17 protein-coding genes are annotated in these 20,840 nt (G+C 71.0%); 6 read left to right on the top strand and 11 right to left on the bottom strand.

Annotation, left to right across the window (positions count from 1 at the left end):
• Positions 1–137 precede the first annotated feature (137 nt).
• Positions 138–956 (bottom strand): carbon-nitrogen family hydrolase, encoded by an 819-nt coding sequence (locus tag AB0950_RS16385; RefSeq protein ID WP_360153054.1) that lies wholly within the window; start codon positions 954–956, stop codon positions 138–140.
• Between the two features lie 179 nt (positions 957–1,135).
• Between AB0950_RS16385 and AB0950_RS16390 the strand changes: the two genes are divergently transcribed.
• A complete protein-coding gene (locus tag AB0950_RS16390) occupies positions 1,136–1,960 on the top strand; it encodes a maleylpyruvate isomerase family mycothiol-dependent enzyme (protein WP_360153057.1) in 825 nt (274 codons plus the stop codon).
• A gap of 140 nt (positions 1,961–2,100) precedes the next feature.
• Here the strand turns inward: AB0950_RS16390 and AB0950_RS16395 are convergent, their stop codons facing one another.
• On the bottom strand, positions 2,101–3,411 hold the full coding sequence (locus AB0950_RS16395) for an MFS transporter (RefSeq protein ID WP_366778760.1): 1,311 nt from the start codon (positions 3,409–3,411) through the stop codon (positions 2,101–2,103).
• Complete coding sequence (locus AB0950_RS16400) at positions 3,408–4,082, bottom strand: GntR family transcriptional regulator (RefSeq protein ID WP_360153063.1); 675 nt, start codon at positions 4,080–4,082, stop codon at positions 3,408–3,410. The genes AB0950_RS16395 and AB0950_RS16400 overlap by 4 nt, the downstream gene beginning before the upstream one ends.
• Positions 4,083–4,295: 213 nt before the next feature.
• Here AB0950_RS16400 and AB0950_RS16405 point away from each other — a divergent pair, with 213 nt between their 5' ends.
• A complete protein-coding gene (locus AB0950_RS16405; RefSeq protein ID WP_360571691.1) occupies positions 4,296–5,207 on the top strand; it encodes a D-alanyl-D-alanine carboxypeptidase in 912 nt (303 codons plus the stop codon).
• A 94-nt stretch (positions 5,208–5,301) separates the two neighbouring features.
• On the opposite strand, the gene AB0950_RS16410 is transcribed toward AB0950_RS16405, so the two are convergent.
• Entirely contained in the window at positions 5,302–6,117 is an 816-nt protein-coding gene (locus tag AB0950_RS16410; protein ID WP_360571689.1) for a hypothetical protein, read from the bottom strand.
• A 119-nt stretch (positions 6,118–6,236) separates the two neighbouring features.
• On the bottom strand, positions 6,237–7,805 hold the full coding sequence (murJ, locus tag AB0950_RS16415; RefSeq protein WP_366778874.1) for a murein biosynthesis integral membrane protein MurJ: 1,569 nt from the start codon (positions 7,803–7,805) through the stop codon (positions 6,237–6,239).
• 216 nt (positions 7,806–8,021) lie between these two features.
• On the opposite strand from murJ, the gene AB0950_RS16420 reads away from it, so the two are divergent.
• Positions 8,022–9,020 carry a Bro-N domain-containing protein gene (locus AB0950_RS16420; RefSeq protein WP_366778761.1) on the top strand — a complete coding sequence of 333 codons (999 nt, stop codon included), beginning with the start codon at positions 8,022–8,024 and terminating at the stop codon, positions 9,018–9,020.
• An 85-nt stretch (positions 9,021–9,105) separates the two neighbouring features.
• On the opposite strand, the gene AB0950_RS16425 is transcribed toward AB0950_RS16420, so the two are convergent.
• Genes AB0950_RS16425 through pdhA form a run of 3 tightly spaced genes read right to left on the bottom strand, consistent with a single transcriptional unit; the run spans position 9,106 to position 12,714 of the window.
• Positions 9,106–10,491 (bottom strand): dihydrolipoamide acetyltransferase family protein, encoded by a 1,386-nt coding sequence (locus AB0950_RS16425; protein WP_360571685.1) that lies wholly within the window; start codon positions 10,489–10,491, stop codon positions 9,106–9,108.
• A gap of 11 nt (positions 10,492–10,502) precedes the next feature.
• Positions 10,503–11,480 carry an alpha-ketoacid dehydrogenase subunit beta gene (locus AB0950_RS16430; RefSeq protein WP_360571683.1) on the bottom strand — a complete coding sequence of 326 codons (978 nt, stop codon included), beginning with the start codon at positions 11,478–11,480 and terminating at the stop codon, positions 10,503–10,505.
• 1 nt (position 11,481) lies between these two features.
• The gene (gene pdhA, locus AB0950_RS16435) at positions 11,482–12,714 is read right to left on the bottom strand and encodes a pyruvate dehydrogenase (acetyl-transferring) E1 component subunit alpha (RefSeq protein WP_360153081.1); all 1,233 of its coding nucleotides are present in this window, start codon (positions 12,712–12,714) and stop codon (positions 11,482–11,484) included.
• A gap of 670 nt (positions 12,715–13,384) precedes the next feature.
• Between pdhA and AB0950_RS16440 the strand changes: the two genes are divergently transcribed.
• Positions 13,385–14,401 carry a phosphotransferase gene (locus AB0950_RS16440; protein WP_360153084.1) on the top strand — a complete coding sequence of 339 codons (1,017 nt, stop codon included), beginning with the start codon at positions 13,385–13,387 and terminating at the stop codon, positions 14,399–14,401.
• Positions 14,402–14,455: 54 nt separating this feature from the next.
• Here AB0950_RS16440 and AB0950_RS16445 read toward each other — a convergent pair whose 3' ends face one another.
• The gene (locus tag AB0950_RS16445) at positions 14,456–16,111 is read right to left on the bottom strand and encodes a protein kinase (RefSeq protein ID WP_360153087.1); all 1,656 of its coding nucleotides are present in this window, start codon (positions 16,109–16,111) and stop codon (positions 14,456–14,458) included.
• 343 nt (positions 16,112–16,454) lie between these two features.
• On the opposite strand from AB0950_RS16445, the gene AB0950_RS16450 reads away from it, so the two are divergent.
• On the top strand, positions 16,455–18,089 hold the full coding sequence (locus AB0950_RS16450) for a protein kinase (RefSeq protein WP_366778762.1): 1,635 nt from the start codon (positions 16,455–16,457) through the stop codon (positions 18,087–18,089).
• A 140-nt stretch (positions 18,090–18,229) separates the two neighbouring features.
• Here the strand turns inward: AB0950_RS16450 and AB0950_RS16455 are convergent, their stop codons facing one another.
• Positions 18,230–18,775 carry a bacterial proteasome activator family protein gene (locus tag AB0950_RS16455; protein ID WP_360153093.1) on the bottom strand — a complete coding sequence of 182 codons (546 nt, stop codon included), beginning with the start codon at positions 18,773–18,775 and terminating at the stop codon, positions 18,230–18,232.
• A 246-nt stretch (positions 18,776–19,021) separates the two neighbouring features.
• Here AB0950_RS16455 and AB0950_RS16460 point away from each other — a divergent pair, with 246 nt between their 5' ends.
• The gene (locus AB0950_RS16460; protein WP_360153096.1) at positions 19,022–19,744 is read left to right on the top strand and encodes a hypothetical protein; all 723 of its coding nucleotides are present in this window, start codon (positions 19,022–19,024) and stop codon (positions 19,742–19,744) included.
• Between the two features lie 59 nt (positions 19,745–19,803).
• Here AB0950_RS16460 and AB0950_RS16465 read toward each other — a convergent pair whose 3' ends face one another.
• A complete protein-coding gene (locus tag AB0950_RS16465; protein WP_366778763.1) occupies positions 19,804–20,784 on the bottom strand; it encodes an NAD(P)H-quinone oxidoreductase in 981 nt (326 codons plus the stop codon).
• Positions 20,785–20,840 lie beyond the last annotated feature (56 nt).

Below are 20,840 nucleotides of genomic sequence, written 5' to 3' on the forward strand. Positions count from 1 at the left end.
AGGCTCCAGGCCAAGCGGTCACCCGCTAGCGACGCAGGGGCTCCAGGCCCAGCACAGGATTCAGGGCCGCCCGTCGCCCGCTAGCGCCGCGGCAGCTCCAAGCCCAGCGCAGGGACTCTAGGCCCACCCGTCGCCCGCTAGCGCCGCGGCAGCTCCAAGCCCAGCACGCGGTCCTTCAGTGCCGGGAACTGCTCGCGGGTGGCCGCCACCTTCGCGGGGTCGAAGTCGACGGTGAGGACCTCCTCGTCCGACCCCGCCTCGGCCAGCACCTCGCCCCACGGATCCACCACGATCGAGTGACCCGCCTGGGGAACTCCCGCGTGGGTCCCGGCCGTTCCACACGCGAGCACGAACGCCTGGTTCTCCACCGCCCGCGCCTGAGCCAGCAGCGTCCAGTGCGTCCGCCGTCGCTCGGGCCAGCCCGCCGGGATCACCAGGGTCTCGGCGCCGGCGTCGACCAGGGCACGGAAGAGTTCGGGGAAACGGAGGTCGTAGCAGGTGGCCACGCCGAGCGTGGTCCCGGGCAGCCGGACCGTGACCAGGTCCCGCCCGGCGCCCATCAGGACGGCCTCGCCCTTGTCGAAACCGAAGCGATGGATCTTGCGGTAGGCGGCCGCCAGTTCACCGGAGGGGGAGAAGACGAGAGAGGTGTTGTAGAGCGCCCCTTCGCCCGCGGCGGAGCCGCTGTCGGACGCAGCCCGCTCCGGAATCGACCCCGCGTGCAGCCACACGCCCGCATCGCTCGCGGCCTTGGCCATCGCCTCGTACGTCGGCCCCTCCAGCGGCTCGGCCCCGCGGCCGAAATCCTCGTAGGCGAAGGCGCCGGTGGTCCACAGCTCGGGCAGGACGACGAGGTCGGCACCCGCCTGTTCCCGAACCAGTGCGGCCACCCGCTCCCGCCGGGAGTCGACCGATTCGTCCTCGTTCACAGCGATCTGGATCAGCGAGGCGCGCACACTACCACCGTCCTGGCATTCGAGTCGTCCACACGGGCCTACGATCGTCACACGAAAGCACTGCCGGGGTGCCTGCGGGCAGCGTAACTTAGCCTCCTAGACGCCCGCCGGAGTGCCGCCGACTGCTGCTCATGCCGCCACAACCTGCCCGTGTACCGACCGCCGAGGGGTCCCGTTCCGTGAGTCTGCATCCCACCCTCCAGCCCTACGCCGACGCCTGGACGCACTCCATCGAAGCGATATCCGAGATGGTGCAGCCGCTCGTCGAGGGCGAGTGGAACCGGCGGACCCCCTGCCCGGGCTGGTCGGTCCGGGACATCGTGTCGCACGTCATCGGCATGGACTGCGAGATGCTCGGCGACCCGCGCCCGATCCACTCCCTGCCCCGCGACCTCTTCCACGTCACCACCGAGCACCAGCGGTACATGGAGATGCAGGTCGACGTCCGCCGCCACCACACGGCGCCGGAGATGACGGCCGAGCTGGAGTACACGGTCATCCGCCGCAACCGCCAGCTGCGCAACGAGTCCCGTGACCCCGGCACCATGGTGCGCGGCCCGCTGAGCAAGGAGATCACGCTGGAACAGGCCTACCGTGCCCGCGCCTTCGACGTGTGGGTGCACGAGCAGGACCTGCGCACGGCCCTCGGCCGCCCCGGCAACCTGGACTCCCCGGGTGCGTACGTGACCCGCGACGTCCTCCTGGACGCGCTCCCCAAGGTCGTCGCGAAGGACGCGGACGCGCCGCGCAGCTCGGCCATCGTCTTCGACGTGCACGGCCCGGTGGAGTTCCTGCGCACCGTCCGCGTCGACATCCAGGGCCGGGGCACCCTGGAAACCACCCCGGCCCTCGGCCCCGCCGCCACCCTCACCCTCGACTGGGAGACCTACGTCCGCCTCGCCTGCGGCCGCGTCACCCCCGAGGCGGTCGCCGACCGGGTCAAGACGGAGGGCGACCCGGCCCTGACGGCAGCGATCCTGGCGAACTTCACGGTGACGCCGTAGGGGGAGCCCCGCAGGGGCGAGCGGCGGGTTGTGACGGATAGCCGCCGACGGTGGGGGGCCGGGAAGGTTGGACGGCTGCTCCAGCGACTGGAAACGGGTGGTGCGCGGACGGGAGACCCTGGCCAAGCGAAAGCGCCTCGCTAAGCCGCAGGGACGTGCACCGTCTCCACCCGGCTCGCCACCAGCCGCTCGCGCTCACGCCGAGCCGCCCGCCCCCGCAGCCGCAGGATCTGCGACACCCCGAGCGCCTGCAGCACGAACACCGCCGAGAACGCGATGCCGTAGTCGTCCCCCGTGGCGTCCAGCAACACCCCGATCGCGAACAGCGTCGTCATCGAGGCGACGAAACCACCCATGTTGGTGATCCCCGACGCCGTCCCCTGCCGCTCCGGCGGATTCGCCGGCCGGGCGAAGTCGAACCCGATCATCGACGCCGGCCCGCACGCACCCAGCACCGTGCACAGCACGACCAGCAGCCACATCGGCGCGTGCGCCCCGGGATACGCCAGCGTCGCAGCCCACAGCGTCGCCGTCGCCCCCACCGTGCCCAGCGCAAGCGGCAGCCGCGCCGCATGGTGCCGGGCGATGATCTGGCCGTAGACCAGACCGATCACCATGTTGGACAGCACGACCAAGGTGAGCAGCTCCCCGGCCGTGGCCCGGCTGAGCCCCTGCGCCTGCACCAGGAACGGCATACCCCACAGCAGCAGGAACACCATCGCCGGGAACTGCGTGGTGAAGTGCACCCACAACCCGAGCCGCGTCCCCGGCTCCCGCCAGGCCGCCGCGATCTGCCGGCGGACGTACGCCGCGCCCTGGTGCCCGGCGGGCTCGGGCTCGTACCCCTCGGGGTGGTCCTTGAGGAACAGCAGCGTCAGCACGAGGACGACAACCCCGGCGAGCGCGCTGCCGGCGAACGCCGCGGTCCAGCCGATGCCGTGCAGCAGCCGGGCGATGACCAGCGTGGAGACCAGATTGCCCGCCATGCCGACGAGCCCCGCGAGCTGCGCGACCAGCGGACCGCGCCGGGCCGGGAACCAGCGGGTGCCGAGCCGCAGCACGCTGATGAAGGTCATCGCGTCACCGCAGCCCAGCAGCGCACGCGAGGCGAGCGCGGCGCCGTAGGACGGGGAGAAGGCGAAGCCCAGCTGCCCGGCCGTGAACAGCACCGCCCCGATGCTCAGCACCCTCTTGGTGCCGAGCCGGTCGACGAGCAGGCCGACAGGTATCTGCATGCCGGCGTAGACCAGCAGCTGGAGGATGGAGAACGTCGACAGGGCGGAGGCGTTCACATGGAAGCGGTCCGCCGCGTCCAGTCCCGCGACCCCCAGTGACGTACGGAAGATGACGGCGACGAAGTAGACGGCGACGCCCGTGCACCACACGGTGACGGCGCGCCGGCCGCCCGGCGGATCACCCGGAAGGGTGAGGTTCCGTGCCGGAGCGCTCATCGGACCTCACCCCGCGCGAGGTGCTCGAACCAGGTCACATGCCGGTGCACGACCTCGACGGCCGCCTCCGCGTCCCCGGCGCGCAGCGCCCGGAGGATCTCCTCGTGCTCGGCGAGCGTCTTGGCGATCCGGTCGGGGTGGGAGTGCATGACGGCGACCCCCATCCGCAGCTGCCGGTCGCGCAGCTGGTCGTAGAGGCGGGACAGGATCTCGTTGCCGCCGCTGCGCACGATCTCGGCGTGGAAGCAGCGGTCGGTCACCGCGGCCCCCGCCAGGTCACCGGCGGCGGCCTGCGCCTTCTGCTGCTCCAGCAGCTCGGCCAGCCGCTCGAGCAGCGCGGGCGGAGCGGGCACGGCCTTGCGCGCGGCATGCTCCTCCACCAGCTGACGGGTCTCCACCACGTCCGCGATCTCCTGCGCGGAGACCGGCAGGACCAGGGCGCCCTTCTTCGGATACAGCCGGATCAGGCCCTCGACCTCCAGCCGCAGCAGCGCCTCCCGCACGGGCGTGCGGGAGACCCCGACGGCCTCGGCCAGCTCCCCCTCGGTGAGGAGGGTGCCGCCCTCGTAGCGACGGTCGAGCACACCCTGCTTGACATGGGTGTACACGCGGTCGGCGGCGGGCGGGGGCTTGTCGTGCCGGCGGGCCGGCTGCTGTACGGCCGTCTTCATGGCCACAGGATAGATACAACACGTACGCATGGAGCAGCGACGTCCACCATCCGGACGAGACGCCGAGGGCGACGCCCAGTGCGACGAAGATCTCCTGCAGCATCCGCACAACCTTCTGTGCTACTTACGTGTCTCACACATGCGGCCTCTTGCTCTCGCCACCTCAACTCGGCCGCACTCCAGGGGCATTCACGACTATCGGGGTACATCACTTTGATTACCGGCATTAAGGGCACCCGCAGCACCAGCATCCGCAGAGCCGCCGCCGTCGCCGTCACCTCCGGCGCGCTGCTCGCGACCGGCGCCCTCACCGCAGCTCCCGCTCAGGCCGTCACGACGCCCTCGATCATCGCCAAGGGCGGCTTCGCGATGAACAACGCGAGCGGTACGACGCTGTTCACCAAGGCGGCGGACACCCGCCGCTCCACCGGGTCCACCACCAAGATCATGACCGCCAAGGTCGTGCTCGCGCAGTCGAACCTCAACCTCGACAAGAAGGTGACGATCCAGAAGGCGTACAGCGACTACGTCGTCAAGAACAACGCCTCCCAGGCCCACCTGATCGTCGGCGACAAGGTCACCGTCCGCCAGCTGCTGTACGGCCTGATGCTCCCGTCCGGCTGCGACGCCGCTTACGCGCTCGCCGACACCTACGGCTCCGGCTCCACCCGCGCCGCGCGCGTGAGCAACTTCATCGGCAAGATGAACGCCGCCGCCAAGAGCCTCAAGCTCACGAACACCCACTTCGACTCCTTCGACGGCATCGGCAACGGCAGCAACTACTCGACCCCGCGCGACCTGACGAAGATCGCCAGCAGTGCGATGAATAACTCCACGTTCCGCGCGATCGTCAAGACGAAGTCGTACACCGCGAAGACGATCACCAAGACCGGCAGCACCCGCACGATGGCCGCGTGGACCAACACCAACGGGCTGCTCAGCAGCTACAGCGGCACCATCGGCGTGAAGACGGGCTCCGGCCCGGAGGCCGGCTACTGCCTGGTCTTCGCCGCAACCCGCAACGGCAAGACCGTCATCGGCACCGTCCTCGCCTCCACCTCCATCCCGAACCGGGAGTCGGACGCGAAGAAGATCATGAACTACGGCTTCGCCAAGCTCGGCTGACACACCCGAGGCACTGACGGGCTCGCCGCACAAGCGGCGGGCCCGTTTGCATGCGCGGGCTCGTCCGCCGCCTGTCCGGTGATCTCAGTCGGCGTCAGTACGCAAGGTTCCCTCCCTTCTGTGTCTGGTCGTCGCCCCGCGGGGGCAGCTGGTCGTAGGTCTTGAACGTGTACGAGGCGTCGTAGGACAGCAGGTTGCCTTCGGTCGCCGGCAGGCCGAGGCGTCGGTTCAGGGGCCCGGTGAGCGGCCCGCAATGTTCGGCGGCCGGGACGGTGAACCTGTCGTCGTAGGCCGAGAACTCGATCACCGGAGGGTCCTGGGAGACCCACCTGGAGGGACCGGAGCGCTTCAGCTGGAAGTCGACCGGTGCGTCCGCGCCGATGGTGCAACTGTGCGGCACCAGCGGGCCCGTGAGCCGGAAGCGGAGGCTGAGCTGCCCCGTGTAGAAGTCGGACCGGCCGCCGTACTCCGGCTGTATCGCCAGCCCCAGCACGGCCGCGCGGTCCCCCGCCGGGGCGCCGGGCAGGCCCCCCGGTATGGCGGTGGGGGAGCTGTGCATCGCGCCCCACACCTGGCCCTTGCTGCCGTCCGGCATCGGGCCCTCGGCGTGCGTCATGGTGATCGGGGCGAGGCTCACCGCGACCTTGCCGAGGGTCAATCGCGGGGCGGCCGTGTGCACTTCGCATCTCCATCGCGTCGGGTCGACGGCGTCGGGCAGGGACGGACAGTCACCGAAATCGGCCGCGGCCGCAGTCGGGAGGCGCGGCGCGGCATAGGCGGCGCCCGACGCCCACACCGCCGCCGTACCGGCGAGGACGACGGCGCCCGCGACGGCGGCGACGCGGCGGACGGAGGAGGAACTCGGACGTACCCAAGGGGAACCGGGGCGGCCGGCAACGGATTTCGTCATGGCACCAGCGTGCCGCCGTAGCCACTCCATCACCATCCGTGACGCCCCTGACGCCACCCCGACCAGCCCCTGATACGACGTCAGGGTCCGTCAGTACCCGGGATGCGGGATAGCCCAGGTCAGCGCAACCCCGGAATCCGTCGAAGCTCCCCGATCCCCAACGCTCTGCCGACCACCACATAGACGAGCCCGAGTGCGAGCGAGCCGGCGACGGTCGTCAGCACCGCCCCCACCGTGCCGTGCCCCACCACCCCGGCACACGCCCGCGCCACGGCCCAGCCCGCCACCGCCGCGACGCCTCCGGCCCCCAGCAGCCTGGGGTAAGTGCCGCGCAGGGTGCCGTCGTCGAGCCGGCCGCCGGTGCGGCGGGCCAGCAGGCGGGCGGTGAGGAGGAGCCCGGCGACGTAGGAGACTGTGTAGGCGCCGGCCATACCGGTGACCGCCCAGCGCGCGGGCAGCAGCAGATGGCAGGCGGTGGCGAGCGCGACGTTGACGACCCCGATCCACACGGCCATGAAGAACGGCGTACGGGTGTCCTCGAAGGCGTAGAAGCCACGCAGCAGCAGGTACTGCGCGGAGAAGGGGATCAGCCCGAGCCCGAAGGCCTGGAGCATGTAACCCAGGGGCTGGGCCGTGGCGGGGTCGGCGGCGCCGTGTGCGAAGAGGAGGACGGCGATGTCCGGTCCGAGCACGGTGAAGAGGAAGGCGGCGGGCACGATCACGACCCCGCTGACCCGCAGCGCCCGGGACAGGTCGGCGCGCAGATCGGCGATCCGCCCCTCCGCGGCAGCCTTGCTCATACGCGGCAGCAGGGCGGTGACGAGCGAGACGGTGACGATGGACTGCGGCAGCATCCAGATGGTCTGCGCGTAGCTGTACGCCGTGTAGCCGACGCCCGCCTTCGGCAGGTGCTGGTCGGCGGCGTTGGCGTAGTTGGTGACGACGGTGAGGGCGACCAGGTTGGTCAGCACGAACAGCAGCGTCCACTTGGCCGCGTGGATCCCGGAGCCGAGTCCGGCGCCGCGCCAGTCGAACCGGGGCCGGAACCGGAAGCCGGCGGCGCGCGCGAAGGGGATGAGCGCGAGGGCCTGTACGGCGATGCCGAGGGTCGTCCCGGCACCGAGCCAGCGCACCTGGGCGTCGGTGACGTCGGCGACGGAGCGGGGCACGGTCATCATCCCGAGATACACGCCGAACATCGCCACGAGCACGACGTTGTTGAGCACCGGCGTCCACATCATGGCGCCGAACCTCTCGCGGGCGTTGAGCACTTGGCCGTAGATGGCGAAGAGCCCGTAGAAGAAGATCTGCGGAAGCAGGAACCGCGCGAAGACGACCGTCAGCCGGTACGCCGCGTGCTCCTTGGGCGTGTCCCGTATGTACAGGCTCACGATCTCCGGCGCCGCCCACACGGCGAGCGCGGTCCCGACGGCCAGCACACTGACGACGAGGGTGACGAGCCGCTGCTCGTACGCCCGGCCGCCATCGGCGTGCGAGGCACGCGCGCGTACCAGCTGCGGAACCAGTACGGCGTTCAGCGCGCCGCCGATCAGCAGGGTGTACAGGCTGGTCGGCACGGTGTTGGCCGTGTTGTACGTGGTCGCGAGCAGCCCCGTCCCGAGCGCGGCCCCTTGCAGCACCTGCCGGACCAGCCCACTGGCCCGCGACACCACGGTCCCACCCGCCATCAGCACCGAGGCCCGCCCGACACCATCCACCACCTGCGGCTTCGCGTGCCGCCCGGCGGCCCTCTCCCCCGTCACCATGCCGTCACATTACGGCAGTTGTGATCACCCCCGGCCACCATGCCTGGCCGCAATTTTCACTCTCATTCGTGAATATCACGGTTGCAGCTGGCATATTCGATTTCCTCCGCTCTACGTTCCGCAGCGGAGGTGGTTCACATGAGCGAACCCAGCAAGCGACCCGACTCGTCCGAACGGCACGAGGCGATCGACATCAGTGACTTCGTGTACGCGGCGACGGGGGCCCGGGTGCGGAGGCTGACCATGCCGGACGGGAGTCACTGGTTTCCGGCGGTGGATGTGTGCAAGGAGCTTGGGCACACCAACCCCCAAAAGGCGCTCGCCGACCATGTGCCGGCCGACCACCGAGAGAGTCTCGAGACCCTAACTGGAGGTTATGGTCTCAGCATTCCCGCAGGTAGGTCATGGCGTCGAGACCTGAACATCATCTCTCTGCAGGGTCTCATCCTCCTCGTCAACGCCTGCACCAAGCCCGCCTGCGCTCCCTTCAAGCAGTGGGTCGCCGAAGTGATCGAGACCGTGCAGCGGGAGGGTTCCTACACCCTGGAGGAGGCCGAGGTGCAACCCCTCGAGCCGGGCGCGCCGATCGCCTACGCCATGCCGGAGCAGGTCGCCGAGGCCATCGTCCGGCTGGAGGCGCACAACCTTCAGCTGGACGAGGAGTTGGCGAACGGGCAGCGCAAATCGGTCGAGCTGCAGGAGGAAACGCTGGTTCTGCAGCGGGAATCCCTGACTCTGCAGCGGGAGATGCTGGCCCTGCAGAAGGCCACCCTGGCCGTGCAACAGGCCATGGTACGGGCGATGGAGCGGATCGCGGACCGGCTCGACACGCTGGTGCCGGCCCCTCGGATGACTGCTGGGCAGGTCGGCGTGGCGCCCACCACGGAATCCGTTCTGGCCGACTGGCGGCAGCGCCTCTCCGTCACGGCCGACGTATGGGCCGTGGCCGTGGTCGTCGCTCCCATCCTGGTGGAGAAGGGTGAACTACGCGAGCCGCTCGAATCACTCGCGGCTCGTACGGGCCTGTCGGTGCACCGCGTCAACGAATGTCTGCGGCTGCTGCGCAAACACGCCTGCATCCGCTCCCGCGGCGGAGCCGAGGACGGGGCGCCGGTGTACGTGTTGAACGAGTCCTGAGCAACCCGGAGAGCAGAAGGGGGCGGCCGCAAGACTAAGTTGCGGCCGTCCCCTTCATGTCTCTAACGCCGTCGGCCCGGGGCCGTCACGCCCAGGTGATCAGTCTCTTCGGCTGTTCCAGGATCGCGGCCACGTCCGCCAGCACCTTCGAGCCCAGTTCGCCGTCCACCAGGCGGTGGTCGAAGCTCAGCGCCAGCGTGGTGACCTGGCGCGGCTTGACCTTGCCCTTGTGGACCCACGGCTGGAGCTTGATCGCGCCGACCGCGAGGATCGCCGACTCACCGGGGTTGAGGATCGGCGTGCCGGTGTCGACACCGAAGACCCCGACGTTGGTGATGGTCACCGTGCCGCCCTGCATGGCGGTGGGGGACGTCTTGCCCTCGCGGGCCGTCGTGACCAGGTCGCCGAGCGCGGCGGCCAGCTGGGGGAGCGTCTTGTCGTGCGCGTCCTTGATGTTCGGCACGATCAGACCGCGCGGAGTGGCCGCCGCGATGCCCAGGTTGACGTAGTGCTTCTGGACGATCTCCTGGTTGGCCTCGTCCCAGGACGCGTTGATCTCCGGGTTGCGCTTGATCGCGACCAGCAGGGCCTTGGCGATCAGCAGCAGCGGGTTGACCCGCAGGCCCTGCATCTCCTTGTCCTGCTTCAGCTCCTCGACCAGCTTCATCGTGCGGGTCACGTCGACCGTCACGAACTCCGTGACGTGCGGCGCCGTGAACGCCGAGCCGACCATCGCCGCCGCCGTCGCCTTGCGGACGCCCTTGACCGGGATGCGGGTCTCGCGCGCGCCGTCGTACGACGCCGCCGGCGCCGCAGTCACCGGTGCGGCCGGGGCCGCTGCGGCGGGGGCCGTCTGCTCGGCGGGCCGCGGTGCCGCCGCCGCGTGGACGTCCTCGCGCGTGATGATGCCGTCCGGGCCGGACGGGGTGACCGTCGCCAGGTCGACGCCGAGGTCCTTGGCCAGCTTGCGCACCGGCGGCTTGGCCAGCGGGCGGGGCTTCTCGGCGACCGGCGGGTGGCCGTTCAGCTCGGCCTGGATCGCCTGGGCCGGCACCGGGACGCTCACCTCGGGGCCCTTGCGGGGGCGGCGCTTGGTGGCGGAGGTCGACACGCCGTAGCCGACGAGCACCGGCTGGCGGCCCTCCGGCTTGGCCTCGGGCTCCTCGGCGGCGGGCTGCGGCTGCTGCGCCGGCGCCTCGGCCGCCGTACCGCCCGCCACGTCCACCGCGATGATGGGCGTGCCCACGTCGACCGTGGTGCCCTCGGGGAAGTGGAGGGCGCGGACCACGCCGTCGTAGGGGATGGGGAGTTCCACCGCCGCCTTGGCGGTCTCCACCTCGCACACCACCTGGCCGTCGGTGACGGTGTCACCCGGCTGGACGTACCACTTGAGGATCTCGGCCTCGGTGAGTCCCTCGCCGACGTCCGGCATCTTGAACTCGCGTACGGACGCTTCCGTCATCGTCGTCACGACCTTCTCCCTCAGTACGCCAGCGAGCGGTCGACGGCGTCGAGCACGCGGTCCAGGTCCGGCAGGTACTCCTCCTCCAGGCGGGCCGGCGGATAGGGGGCGTGGTAACCGCCCACCCGCAGGACCGGCGCCTCCAGGTGGTAGAAGCAGCGCTCGGTGATCCGGGCGGCGATCTCCCCGCCGGAGCCGAAGAACACCGGGGCCTCGTGGACCACGACCAGGCGGCGGGTCTTCTCGACGGAGGCCTGCACGGTGTCGAAGTCCAGCGGGGACACCGAGCGCAGGTCCAGGACCTCCAGGGACCTGCCCTCCTCGGCGGCCGCGTCGGCCACCTCCTGGCACAGCTTCACCATCGGGCCGTACGCCGCCAGGGTGAGGTCGGTGCCCTCGCGGACGACCTGCGCCTTGTGCAGCGGGGCGGGGATCGCCTCGGCGTCCACCTCGGACTTGTCCCAGTACCGCCGCTTCGGCTCGAAGTAGATCACCGGGTCGTCGCTCTGGATGGCCTGCTGCATCATCCAGTACGCGTCCGACGCGTTCGACGGCGAGACGATCTTCAGGCCCGCCACGTGGGCGAACAGGGCCTCGGGGGACTCCGAGTGGTGCTCGACCGCGCCGATGCCGCCGCCGTAGGGGATGCGGACGACGACCGGCAGCTTCACCTTGCCCAGCGAGCGCGCGTGCATCTTCGCGAGCTGGGTGACGATCTGGTCGTAGGCCGGGAAGACGAAGCCGTCGAACTGGATCTCCACCACCGGGCGGTAGCCGCGCAGGGCCAGGCCGATCGCGGTGCCCACGATGCCCGACTCCGCCAGCGGGGTGTCGATGACGCGGCTGTCGCCGAAGTCCTTCTGCAGGCCGTCCGTCACGCGGAACACGCCGCCGAGCTTGCCGACGTCCTCGCCCATGATCAGAACCTTGGGGTCGGTCTCCAGGGCGCGGCGCAGCGACTCGTTGATGGCCTTGGCCATCGCCATCTTCTCGGCCATCTCAGTGACCCCCTTCTGCGTCCGCGAACGACGCCTGGTAGGCGGCGAACTGCGCTCGCTCCTCGTCGACGAGCGCGTGCCCGTCCGCGTACACGTTCTCGAAGATGGCGAAGTGGTCCGGGTCGGGCATGGCGCGGACCGCTTCGCGCACTCGTTTGCCCAACGCCTCGGACTCGGTCTCGAGTTCCGCGAAGAATCCCTCGTCCGCGTGGTTTGAGGCCTCCAGGTACCGGCGAAGGCGCAGGAGCGGGTCCTTCGCCTCCCAGGCGAGGCGCTCGTCGTCGCCGCGGTAGCGGGTGGGGTCGTCGGAGGTGGTGTGGGCGCCCATGCGGTAGGTGTACGCCTCGATGAGGGTGGGGCCCTCGCCGCTGCGGGCGCGCTCCAGCGCCCACTTGGTGACCGCGAGGCAGGCCAGCACGTCGTTGCCGTCCACGCGCACGCCGGGGAAGCCGAAGCCCTGGGCGCGCTGGTAGAGCGGCACCCGGCTCTGCTTCTCGGTCGGCTCGGAGATCGCCCACTGGTTGTTCTGGCAGAAGAACACCACGGGGGCGTTGTAGACCGCGGAGAAGGTGAACGATTCGGCCACGTCGCCCTGGCTGCTCGCGCCGTCGCCGAAGTAGGCGATCACCGCGCTGTCCGCGCCGTCCTTGGCGACGCCCATCGCGTAGCCGGTGGCGTGCAGCGTCTGGGAGCCGATGACGATCGTGTACAGGTGGAAGTTGTTGCTGTTCGGGTCCCATCCGCCGTTGTTCACGCCGCGGAACATGCCGAGCAGGTTGGTCGGGTCGACCCCGCGGCACCAGGCGACGCCGTGCTCCCGGTAGGTCGGGAAGACGTAGTCGTCGTCGCGCAGCGCCCGCCCGGAGCCGATCTGGGCGGCCTCCTGGCCCAGCAGGGAGGCCCACAGGCCCAGCTCGCCCTGGCGCTGCAGGGCGGTGGCCTCGGCGTCGAAGCGGCGGGTGAGCACCATGTCGCGGTACAGGCCGCGCAGGTCTTCGGGGGTGATGCCGGCGACGTAGGCGTCGTACTCGGCGTTCTCGACCCGCTCGCCCTCGGGCGTCAGCAGCTGTACGAGCTCGGGCTCGGTGCTCTTCGCGGCGGTGGCGCGGGGGGTGCGCTTGGTGCCGGTGGCTCCGGACTTGGTACCGGTCGTGCCGGTCTTGCTGCCGGTGGTGCCGGCTTTGCCTGCGGCGCTGCGTCGCGGCTTGCGCGCGGCACTGCTGTCCACGGTCACGTGTGCTCCTCCGTCGTTCCGGCCCCCGGGGTTGCCGGTAGGCCAGTGCGGCTCACCTGTTTCGACCACCGGGCACGGGGTGGGTGCCACTCGGCCGGGAACAGGCGTGACAGGTGCCCCGGCGAGCGCCCTGCAACCATCACGTTACCCACAGCTCCACATTTCTGTGAAACCCCACCTGACCTGCGATTTTGCTTGGATTTCCAAGTAAATCGAGGAGGGGTGGAAGCGCGCTGGTCACAGCCTTGCGAAAGGCCGGAGCAAAGCGCACGTTATATCGCTGACCCAGGTCACGGGAAGAGCCGTGTGTGAGACCCATCGCGCACACAAGGCGGGACATGTCAGGGCATTACCCCGCGACGGCCATGAGGGTGACCGCTGCGACGCACGGTACGGACCCGGCGCCGCTCGCCGGCAGCGGCTTGTCACGCCCTCCTATGGACGGAAAACCACAGAGCCCTTTGCAGCCGCAGAAAATCGTCAGCGACTTCTCGAACAACGCACCGCCTCCGGAGAGGGAATCATGATCAGAATGCGCGAGGAACGTGCGCCCCGGACCATGGCGTGACCGAATGCGATCGGCGACGACTGCCTGTGACAACGCCCAGCTCACAGCCGCTTTTCGTGCCCTACGATCTGCGGCGTGCCGCGCTCATGTGTACCACCCCTCGTGCCCCACGCGCCCCCTCTGGGCACCTTGCTGCGCCTCTACGCCGCCGGTACGGCCCTCGCCTGTGAACCGGTCGACCAAGGGCTGCTGAACCGGGGCTACCGGCTGTGCACCACCCGCGGTCGCTACTTCCTCAAGCACCACTTCGATCCCGACACCGCCGACCCGGCGGCCATCGAGCGCCGGCACCGCGCCACCCAGCGCCTGGCCGCCCTCGGCGTCCCGGTCGCCGTACCGCTCGCGCACCGCGAGGGCCGCACGGTCGCCGTCGTCGGCGGCCACGCCTACGCGCTGCACCCCTGGATCGACGGCAGGCATCGCCACGGCGGGCAGCTCACGCGCGGGGAGAGCGCGCGCCTCGGCGCGGTCCTGGGCGCCGTGCACGCCTGTCTGGAGCGCGTGATGCCGCCCAAGGGGCGCACGCGGCCGGCCACCAGCCCTCACCCCGTCGAGAGCGCCGACCCCGCCGACACCTACGCGCTCATCGACGACCTGCTCGCCCATGTGCGCCGGCACCGCCCCGCGGACGCCTTCGACGAGCTGGCCCGGCACCGGCTGCTGGAACGCCGCGCGCTCCTGGAGCAGCACGCGGACCGGCGCCCGCCGCCCGGCGGCTCGGTGGGCTGGGTGCACGGCGACTTCCATCCGTTCAACGTGCTCTACAAGGACGGCACCCCGGCGGCCATCGTCGACTGGGACCGGCTCGGTGTGCAGCCCCGCGCCGAGGAGGCCGTACGCGCCGCCGCGATCTTCTTCGTACGGCCCGCCGGCACCCTCGATCTGCCGAAGGTACGCGCCTACGCGCGCGCGTACCGGCGTGCGGCCGATGCCACGCCCTCGGAGCTGGCGGCGGCCGTGCACCGGGTGTGGTGGGAGCGGCTGAACGACTTCTGGATGCTGCGCTGGCACTACGAAAAGGGCGACACGCGCGCGGACTGCCAGTTCCCGGCCGCGTCGGCGCTCGCCGTGTGGTGGACGCGCGAGTACGACGCGGTGTGCCAGGCGTTCACCGGCTGACCCGGGCCCGCTGCTGCGGGACCGCGCCCCGGTGGCCGCCCCGGCGGGCGTTCCTCAGCCGGTCGTGCCGGTGTCCGCGCCGCCGTCCGCCGTGGTTCCACCGTCGGTGGCGCCGTTGGTCGTCCCGCTGTCCGTGCCGCCGTTCGTCGTGCCGGTGTCCGTGCCGCCGTTGGTGGTGCCGGTGTCCGTGCCGCCGTTGGTCGTCCCGGTGTCCGTGCCGCCGTTCGTGGTGCTGCCCGTGGACTGCGACGGGGAGGTCTGCGGGTCCGTGGGCTCGTCGGTCGGGCCCGTGGACTGCGACTGCGACGTCTGCGGATCCGACGGCGTGTAGTCGGACCCGCCCGAGGTCGAGCCCGAGCCGTCGTCGGTGGTGGTGCCCGTGGGCTGGTCGGTGGTGTCGTCCGTCGGGGACGGCGTGTCCGAGTGGTCCTTCGGGGCCTGCGAGTGCGTCGCGGGCGGCTTGGTGTCGGTGCCGGTGCCCTGGCCGCCGGTGTTGTGGTTCAGCGCCAGCGCGACGCCCGCCGCGATCGCGACGACCGCGAGGACGGCCAGGAGCCACAGCTTGCCGCGGCCGCCGCCCCTGTTGCCGTGGCCCTCGAAGCCGCCGTCGTCGCCGCTTCCGTAGCCCTGCGGCAGGATCGGCTGCGGGATCTGCGCGGTGCCGGAGCCGAAGTCGCCCGGGTGCTGCATCGCCGTCGTCCGCGCGAAGCCGCCCGCCGGGGTGTGCCGGCCGTCGTGCGCCTCCACCGGGCCGGTGTTCCAGGTGCCGGTGTGCCCGCCCTGCTCGTACAGCATCTGCAGGCCGTACTGGACCAGGCCGCGCATCTCCTCGGCCGTCTGGAACCGGTCGTCCGGCTCCTTGGCGAGCGAGCGCATCACCAGGCCGTCCAGCTCCGGCGGGCAGCTCTCGGAGGCCTCCGAGGGCGGGGTCGGGATGTCCTGGACGTGCTGGTAGACCACCGACAGCGGGGTCTCGCCGGTGAACGGGGGCCGCAGCGCCAGCAGTTCGTACAGCAGGCAGCCGGTCGCGTACAGGTCCGAGCGGTGGTCCACGGCCTTGCCGAGCGCCTGCTCCGGGGAGAGGTACTGCGGCGTGCCCATGACCATGCCGGTCTGCGTCATCGTCGTCGACGCGCCATGCAGGGCGCGCGCGATGCCGAAGTCCATCACCTTGACGGCGCCGGTGTTCGTGATGATCACGTTGGCGGGCTTGATGTCGCGGTGCACGATGCCGTGCTGGTGCGAGTAGGCGAGCGCCTCCAGCACCCCGGAGACGATGATCAGCGCCTGCTCGGGGCCGGGCGCCTCCGCGTTCATCAGCAGGTCGCGGATCGTACGGCCCTCGACCAGCTCCATCACGATGTACGGCACGGACTGGCCGCCGATGAAGTCCTCGCCGGAGTCGTACACGGCGACGATCGCGTGGTGGTTGAGACCGGCCACGGACTGCGCCTCGCGCGTGAAGCGAGCCTTGGAGACCGGATCCTCGGCGAGGTCCGCACGGAGCAGCTTCACCGCGACGGTACGGCCGAGACGGACGTCCTCGGCCGCGAACACCTCGGCCATGCCGCCCCGGCCCAGCCGGTGGGTCAGCCGGTACCGGCCGTCGCCGACGAGCCCTCCGTTGCCCCATGTCTCCGGCGCGTCCGACATGCCGCCGCCACTCGCCTCGGGGTCGGACGGGCCCTGGGCGCGCTGCGTCTGTGCCATCAGTCCTCGCCGTCGTTTCTGCCCGCGGTGCGCGCGGTGTTGTCACGGTCTCCGTCCGCCACGCTACAGCCTCCGCGCGAACCACCGGTCCGGAACCGGAACCGGGACCGGCCGAAGCCGGACCGGCCATCAAACCTTTAGCACGCGCTGTCGTGCAAATTCTGTGTGCCGGCCGTACGCCCCCTGTAACGCTTGCGCGACGCTTCTTGCGCGTACGGTCACGGAACGGGCACCGCGCTTGACGTGCCGGGACCCTCGGGCAGACTTGGCCGGGAATGACACATTCGATCAAGGCCCGTGCGAAGAGCGAAGGCGCCGGACGGCCGATGGGGGACGCGGAGAGATGAGCCAGGACGGCGCACACGGCCGGTACGCGGGACAGGCCCTGGCCGGCGGCCGCTACCAGCTGCGGGACCTGCTCGGCGAGGGCGGCATGGCCTCGGTGCACCTGGCCTACGACGCCGTGCTCGACCGCCAGGTGGCGATCAAGACGCTGCACACGGAACTCGGCCGGGAACAGGCGTTCCGCGAGCGCTTCCGCCGCGAGGCCCAGGCCGTGGCCAAGCTCACGCACACCAACATCGTCTCCGTCTTCGACACCGGCGAGGACGATCTGGGCGGCATGACGACGCCGTACATCGTCATGGAGTACGTCGAGGGCCGCCCGCTGGGCTCGGTCCTCGCGGAGGACATCCGGCAGTACGGCGCGATGCCCGCCGACAAGGCGCTGAAGGTCACCGCGGACGTGCTGGCCGCGCTGGAGATCAGCCACGAGATGGGGCTGGTCCACCGCGACATCAAGCCGGGCAACGTGATGGTGACCAAGCGCGGCGTGGTCAAGGTCATGGACTTCGGCATCGCCCGCGCCATGCAGTCCGGTGTGACGTCGATGACGCAGACCGGCATGGTCGTCGGCACCCCGCAGTACCTCTCGCCTGAGCAGGCCCTCGGCCGCGCCGTGGACGCCCGTTCCGATCTGTACTCGGTCGGCATCATGCTGTTCCAGCTGGTCACCGGGCGGCTGCCGTTCGACGCGGACTCGCCGCTGGCGATCGCGTACGCGCATGTGCAGGAGGAGCCGGTCGCGCCCTCCTCGATCAACCGCGCGCTGCCGCCCGCGGTGGACGCGCTGGTCGCCCGCGCGCTGAAGAAGAACCCGAACGAGCGGTTCCCGAGCGCGGAGGCCATGCGCGACGAGTGCCTGCGCATCGCCGCCTCCCTCCAGGCGGCCGCGCCGAGCATCGTGCCGGGCGCCGGGCCGACGCAGAGCGGCGCGGGCGTCGGCTCCGCGGTGTTCCCGCCGGTCGACCGGAGCGCCCAGGCGGCCCCCGGCCCGGTGCAGACGCCGTACCAGCCGGGCCCGTACGGCGCGCCGCAGACGCCCGCGCCGGGCTACGGCTACCCGCAGCAGGGCCAGCAGGGCGGCTACCAGACGCCGCCCGTGGGCTACGGCCCGCAGGCTCCGCAGGCCGCGTCGACCCCGCCGCCGTACGTGATCTCGGCGCAGCCGTCCGCTTCGGGCCCCGGCGGGGGCAAGAGCAACAAGCCGGTGATCATCGGCTCGGTCGCGGTGTCGCTCGTCGCGGTCGTCGCCCTGATCGTGGCGCTCACGCTGAACACCAACGGCAGTGACGACAAGGGCGGCAGCCGCGGCGCGAGCGCCTCGGCGTCCTCCCACCCGTCGGGCTACCGCGGGCCGGACAAGACCCGGGTGATCGACGCGGCCAAGTGCACGGATCCGGCGGAGTCCTACAACGACGAGAAGAAGGTCCTGCTGCCCGACTTCCGGTACAAGGACATCGACTCCGTGAAGAAGTGCCTCCAGGGCGCGCACTGGAAGTACAAGACCACCCGGCAGGACGACAACACATGGGGAGACGGCACCGTCCTGGACCAGTTCCCCTCCGCCGACACGGAGATCGACCCGAAGAACCCGGGCACCATCGAACTGACCGTCTCGACGGGCAATCCGGCGTAAAGACACGGCTCCGCAGGCTCCGCGGAGACGGGGCCCCAAGGACGACCAAGGGCCCGGCGCATCAGCGCCGGGCCCTTGCCGTGTACGGCCCTGCGGGTACGTCCCGCTTACAGGTACGGCCGCTCAGGGGCACGTTCCGCTTACAGGTACGGACCGCCCGAGCGGCCCGCGGTGCGGTGGTCGTCGCCGCCCTCATGACCGGTCACGCCCGGCGGCAGCGCGCGGCGCATCTGCTCCAGCTGGGCCCGCGCGGCCATCTGCTGGGCGAACAGCGTGGTCTGGATCCCGTGGAAGAGGCCCTCCAGCCAGCCCACCAACTGCGCCTGCGCAATCCGCAGTTCCGCGTCACTCGGGGTGGCGTCGTCGGTGAACGGCAGCGAGAGCCGCTCCAGTTCCTCCACCAGCTCCGGGGCCAGGCCGTCCTCCAGCTCCTTCACCGAGCTGGCGTGGATCTCCTTCAGCCGCACCCGGCTCGCCTCGTCCAGGGGAGCGGCGCGCACCTCCTCAAGGAGCTGCTTGATCATGCTGCCGATCCGCATGACCTTGGCCGGCTGTTCCACCTGCTCCGTGACCGGGGTCTCACGGGACTCGTCGTCCCCGTTGCCGCCGCCGAGCGCCATCCCGTCCTGGCCCACGACGAGGATCTGGGGATTCTCCGGCGACCGTTCGTTCCTCGGCATCTCCATGCCGCCATTCTCTCGCACCCGTACACCTCATCACCGTCGTGCCCCCTCGTGGGGGTGATCCACCGTTTAGACCCGACGGCCCATCCTGAAATGCCCGGTTCGCCATTGAATGTGAGGCTGGATCCGTCGGTCATCCAGCCGTCCGCCCCTCCACCTGCCCCATCGACCCGGCCCCCATTCCCCAGCCTCCGTCCACTTGTCCATCCGCCCATCGCTCACGCCATCGGGCTCCGGGAGGTCACCGACGTGACTCCATGGCTGCGCACATCACTCCGCTGCGTACGGCTGCTGCCGCTCGTCCTCGCCGTGTCCCCGCCGACGTACGGCACCGTCACCGCCCACACCATGCCCGCGTACGCCGCCCACCCCGGCCCGAGGACGTCCCCCGACCCCCCGCACCGGCCCGCCCCGCACGACGCGGCCCAGGCCCGTCCGGCCCACCCGGAGCGGACAGCGCACGGGAAGCACGCGGGGCGAGGGGACCGCGGCGACCCCGAGCCGTCGGACGGCGGCGCCGGCTCGGCGAGCCCGGGTCCCGATCACTTCGGCTTCCCCGTGCCCGGTCGCCCGCCGATCCCTCCCATGCCCTCGGACTCCGCCTCCGCCTCGTACCGTCCGACCGCCGTCGAGCCGACCCGCGCGGGCAGCCGGCCCGGGGAAGGGCGGATGCGGCCCGGCCGGCCGGACGGTCCCGCGTCCGAGGTCGAGGGCGACGACCCCATACCCACCGCCGCTCTCAGCAGCGGCCAGGCGGAGGAACCGGAGACGGCGGACCTTCCGACCGCCACCCCGACCCCCTCGAACACCCCCGACGCGGCCGGCCTCGACCGGCCGCCGCCGCAGAACGCCGCGCCCCAGGGCGAGACCGACCAGCCGGTCCTGCAGATACTCCCGCTGGGCAGCGGCCTGGTCCTCATAGGCCTGGGGCTGGCCCTGGCCCTCCTGGGCCTCAGACTCCGCAGAGACTGACCACCAGCCCCGGAAAACACCCCTCACGGGATCACCGCCCCGTCAGCCGTCTCCCGGCGTTACGACGTCACCAGCAGCACCTTCCCCACGTGCCCGCTCTCCTCCACCACCCGGTGCCCCTCGGCCGCCTCCGCCATCGGCAGCTCACGGTCCACGACCGGACGGACATGCCCGCCGGCCACCAGCGGCCACACATGCTCCCGCACCGCTGCCACGATCGCCGCCTTCTCGCTCAGCGGCCGGGCCCGCAGCGAGGTCGCGCTGACCGCGGCCCGCTTGTTCAGCAGCGCGCCGATGTTCAGCTCACCCTTGGCTCCGCCCTGCAGACCGATGATCGCGAGCCGCCCGTTGACGGCCAGCGCCCGCACATTGCGGTCCAGGTACTTGGCCCCCATGTTGTCGAGGATCACGTCGGCCCCCGCGCCCTCGGTGGCCTGCTCGATCTCGGCGACGAAGTCCTGCTCGCGGTAGTTGATCAGGATGTCCGCGCCGAGTTCGGCACACCGCTCCAGCTTCTCCTTGGTGCCGGCGGTCACCGCGACCTTCGCCCCGACGGCCTTGGCGAGTTGGATCGCCATGGTGCCGATGCCGCTGGACCCACCGTGCACCAGCAGCGTCTCGCCGGGCCGCAGATGGGCGATCATGAACACGTTGGACCAGACGGTGCAGACCACCTCGGGCAGCGCCGCGGCCTGGCTGAGGCCGACACCCTCGGGCACGGGCAGCAGCTGCCCGGCCGGTACGACGACCTTCTCGGCGTAACCGCCGCCCGCGAGCAGCGCGCACACCTCGTCGCCGACGGCCCAGCCGGACACGCCGGGACCGAGCCCGGCAATCCTGCCGGAGCACTCCAGGCCGGGGTACGGGGAGGCGCCGGGCGGCGGATTGTAGAAGCCCTGCCGCTGCAGGATGTCCGCACGGTTGACGGCGCTGGCCACCACCTCGACCAGCACCTCGCCCTCGCCGGGCACCGGATCGGGGACCTCGGCCCACACCAGCGCCTCGGGACCACCAGGTTCGGGAATCGTGATCGCATGCATGCCCGTGACGCTACTCCCCGAGACCGCGCGCCCCGAGGCAGACCCGCTCGCTAGGT

Origin of the sequence: Streptomyces sp. NPDC007189 (assembly GCF_040703635.1) — a bacterium.
In the GTDB taxonomy this organism is placed as follows: Bacteria; Actinomycetota; Actinomycetes; order Streptomycetales; family Streptomycetaceae; genus Streptomyces.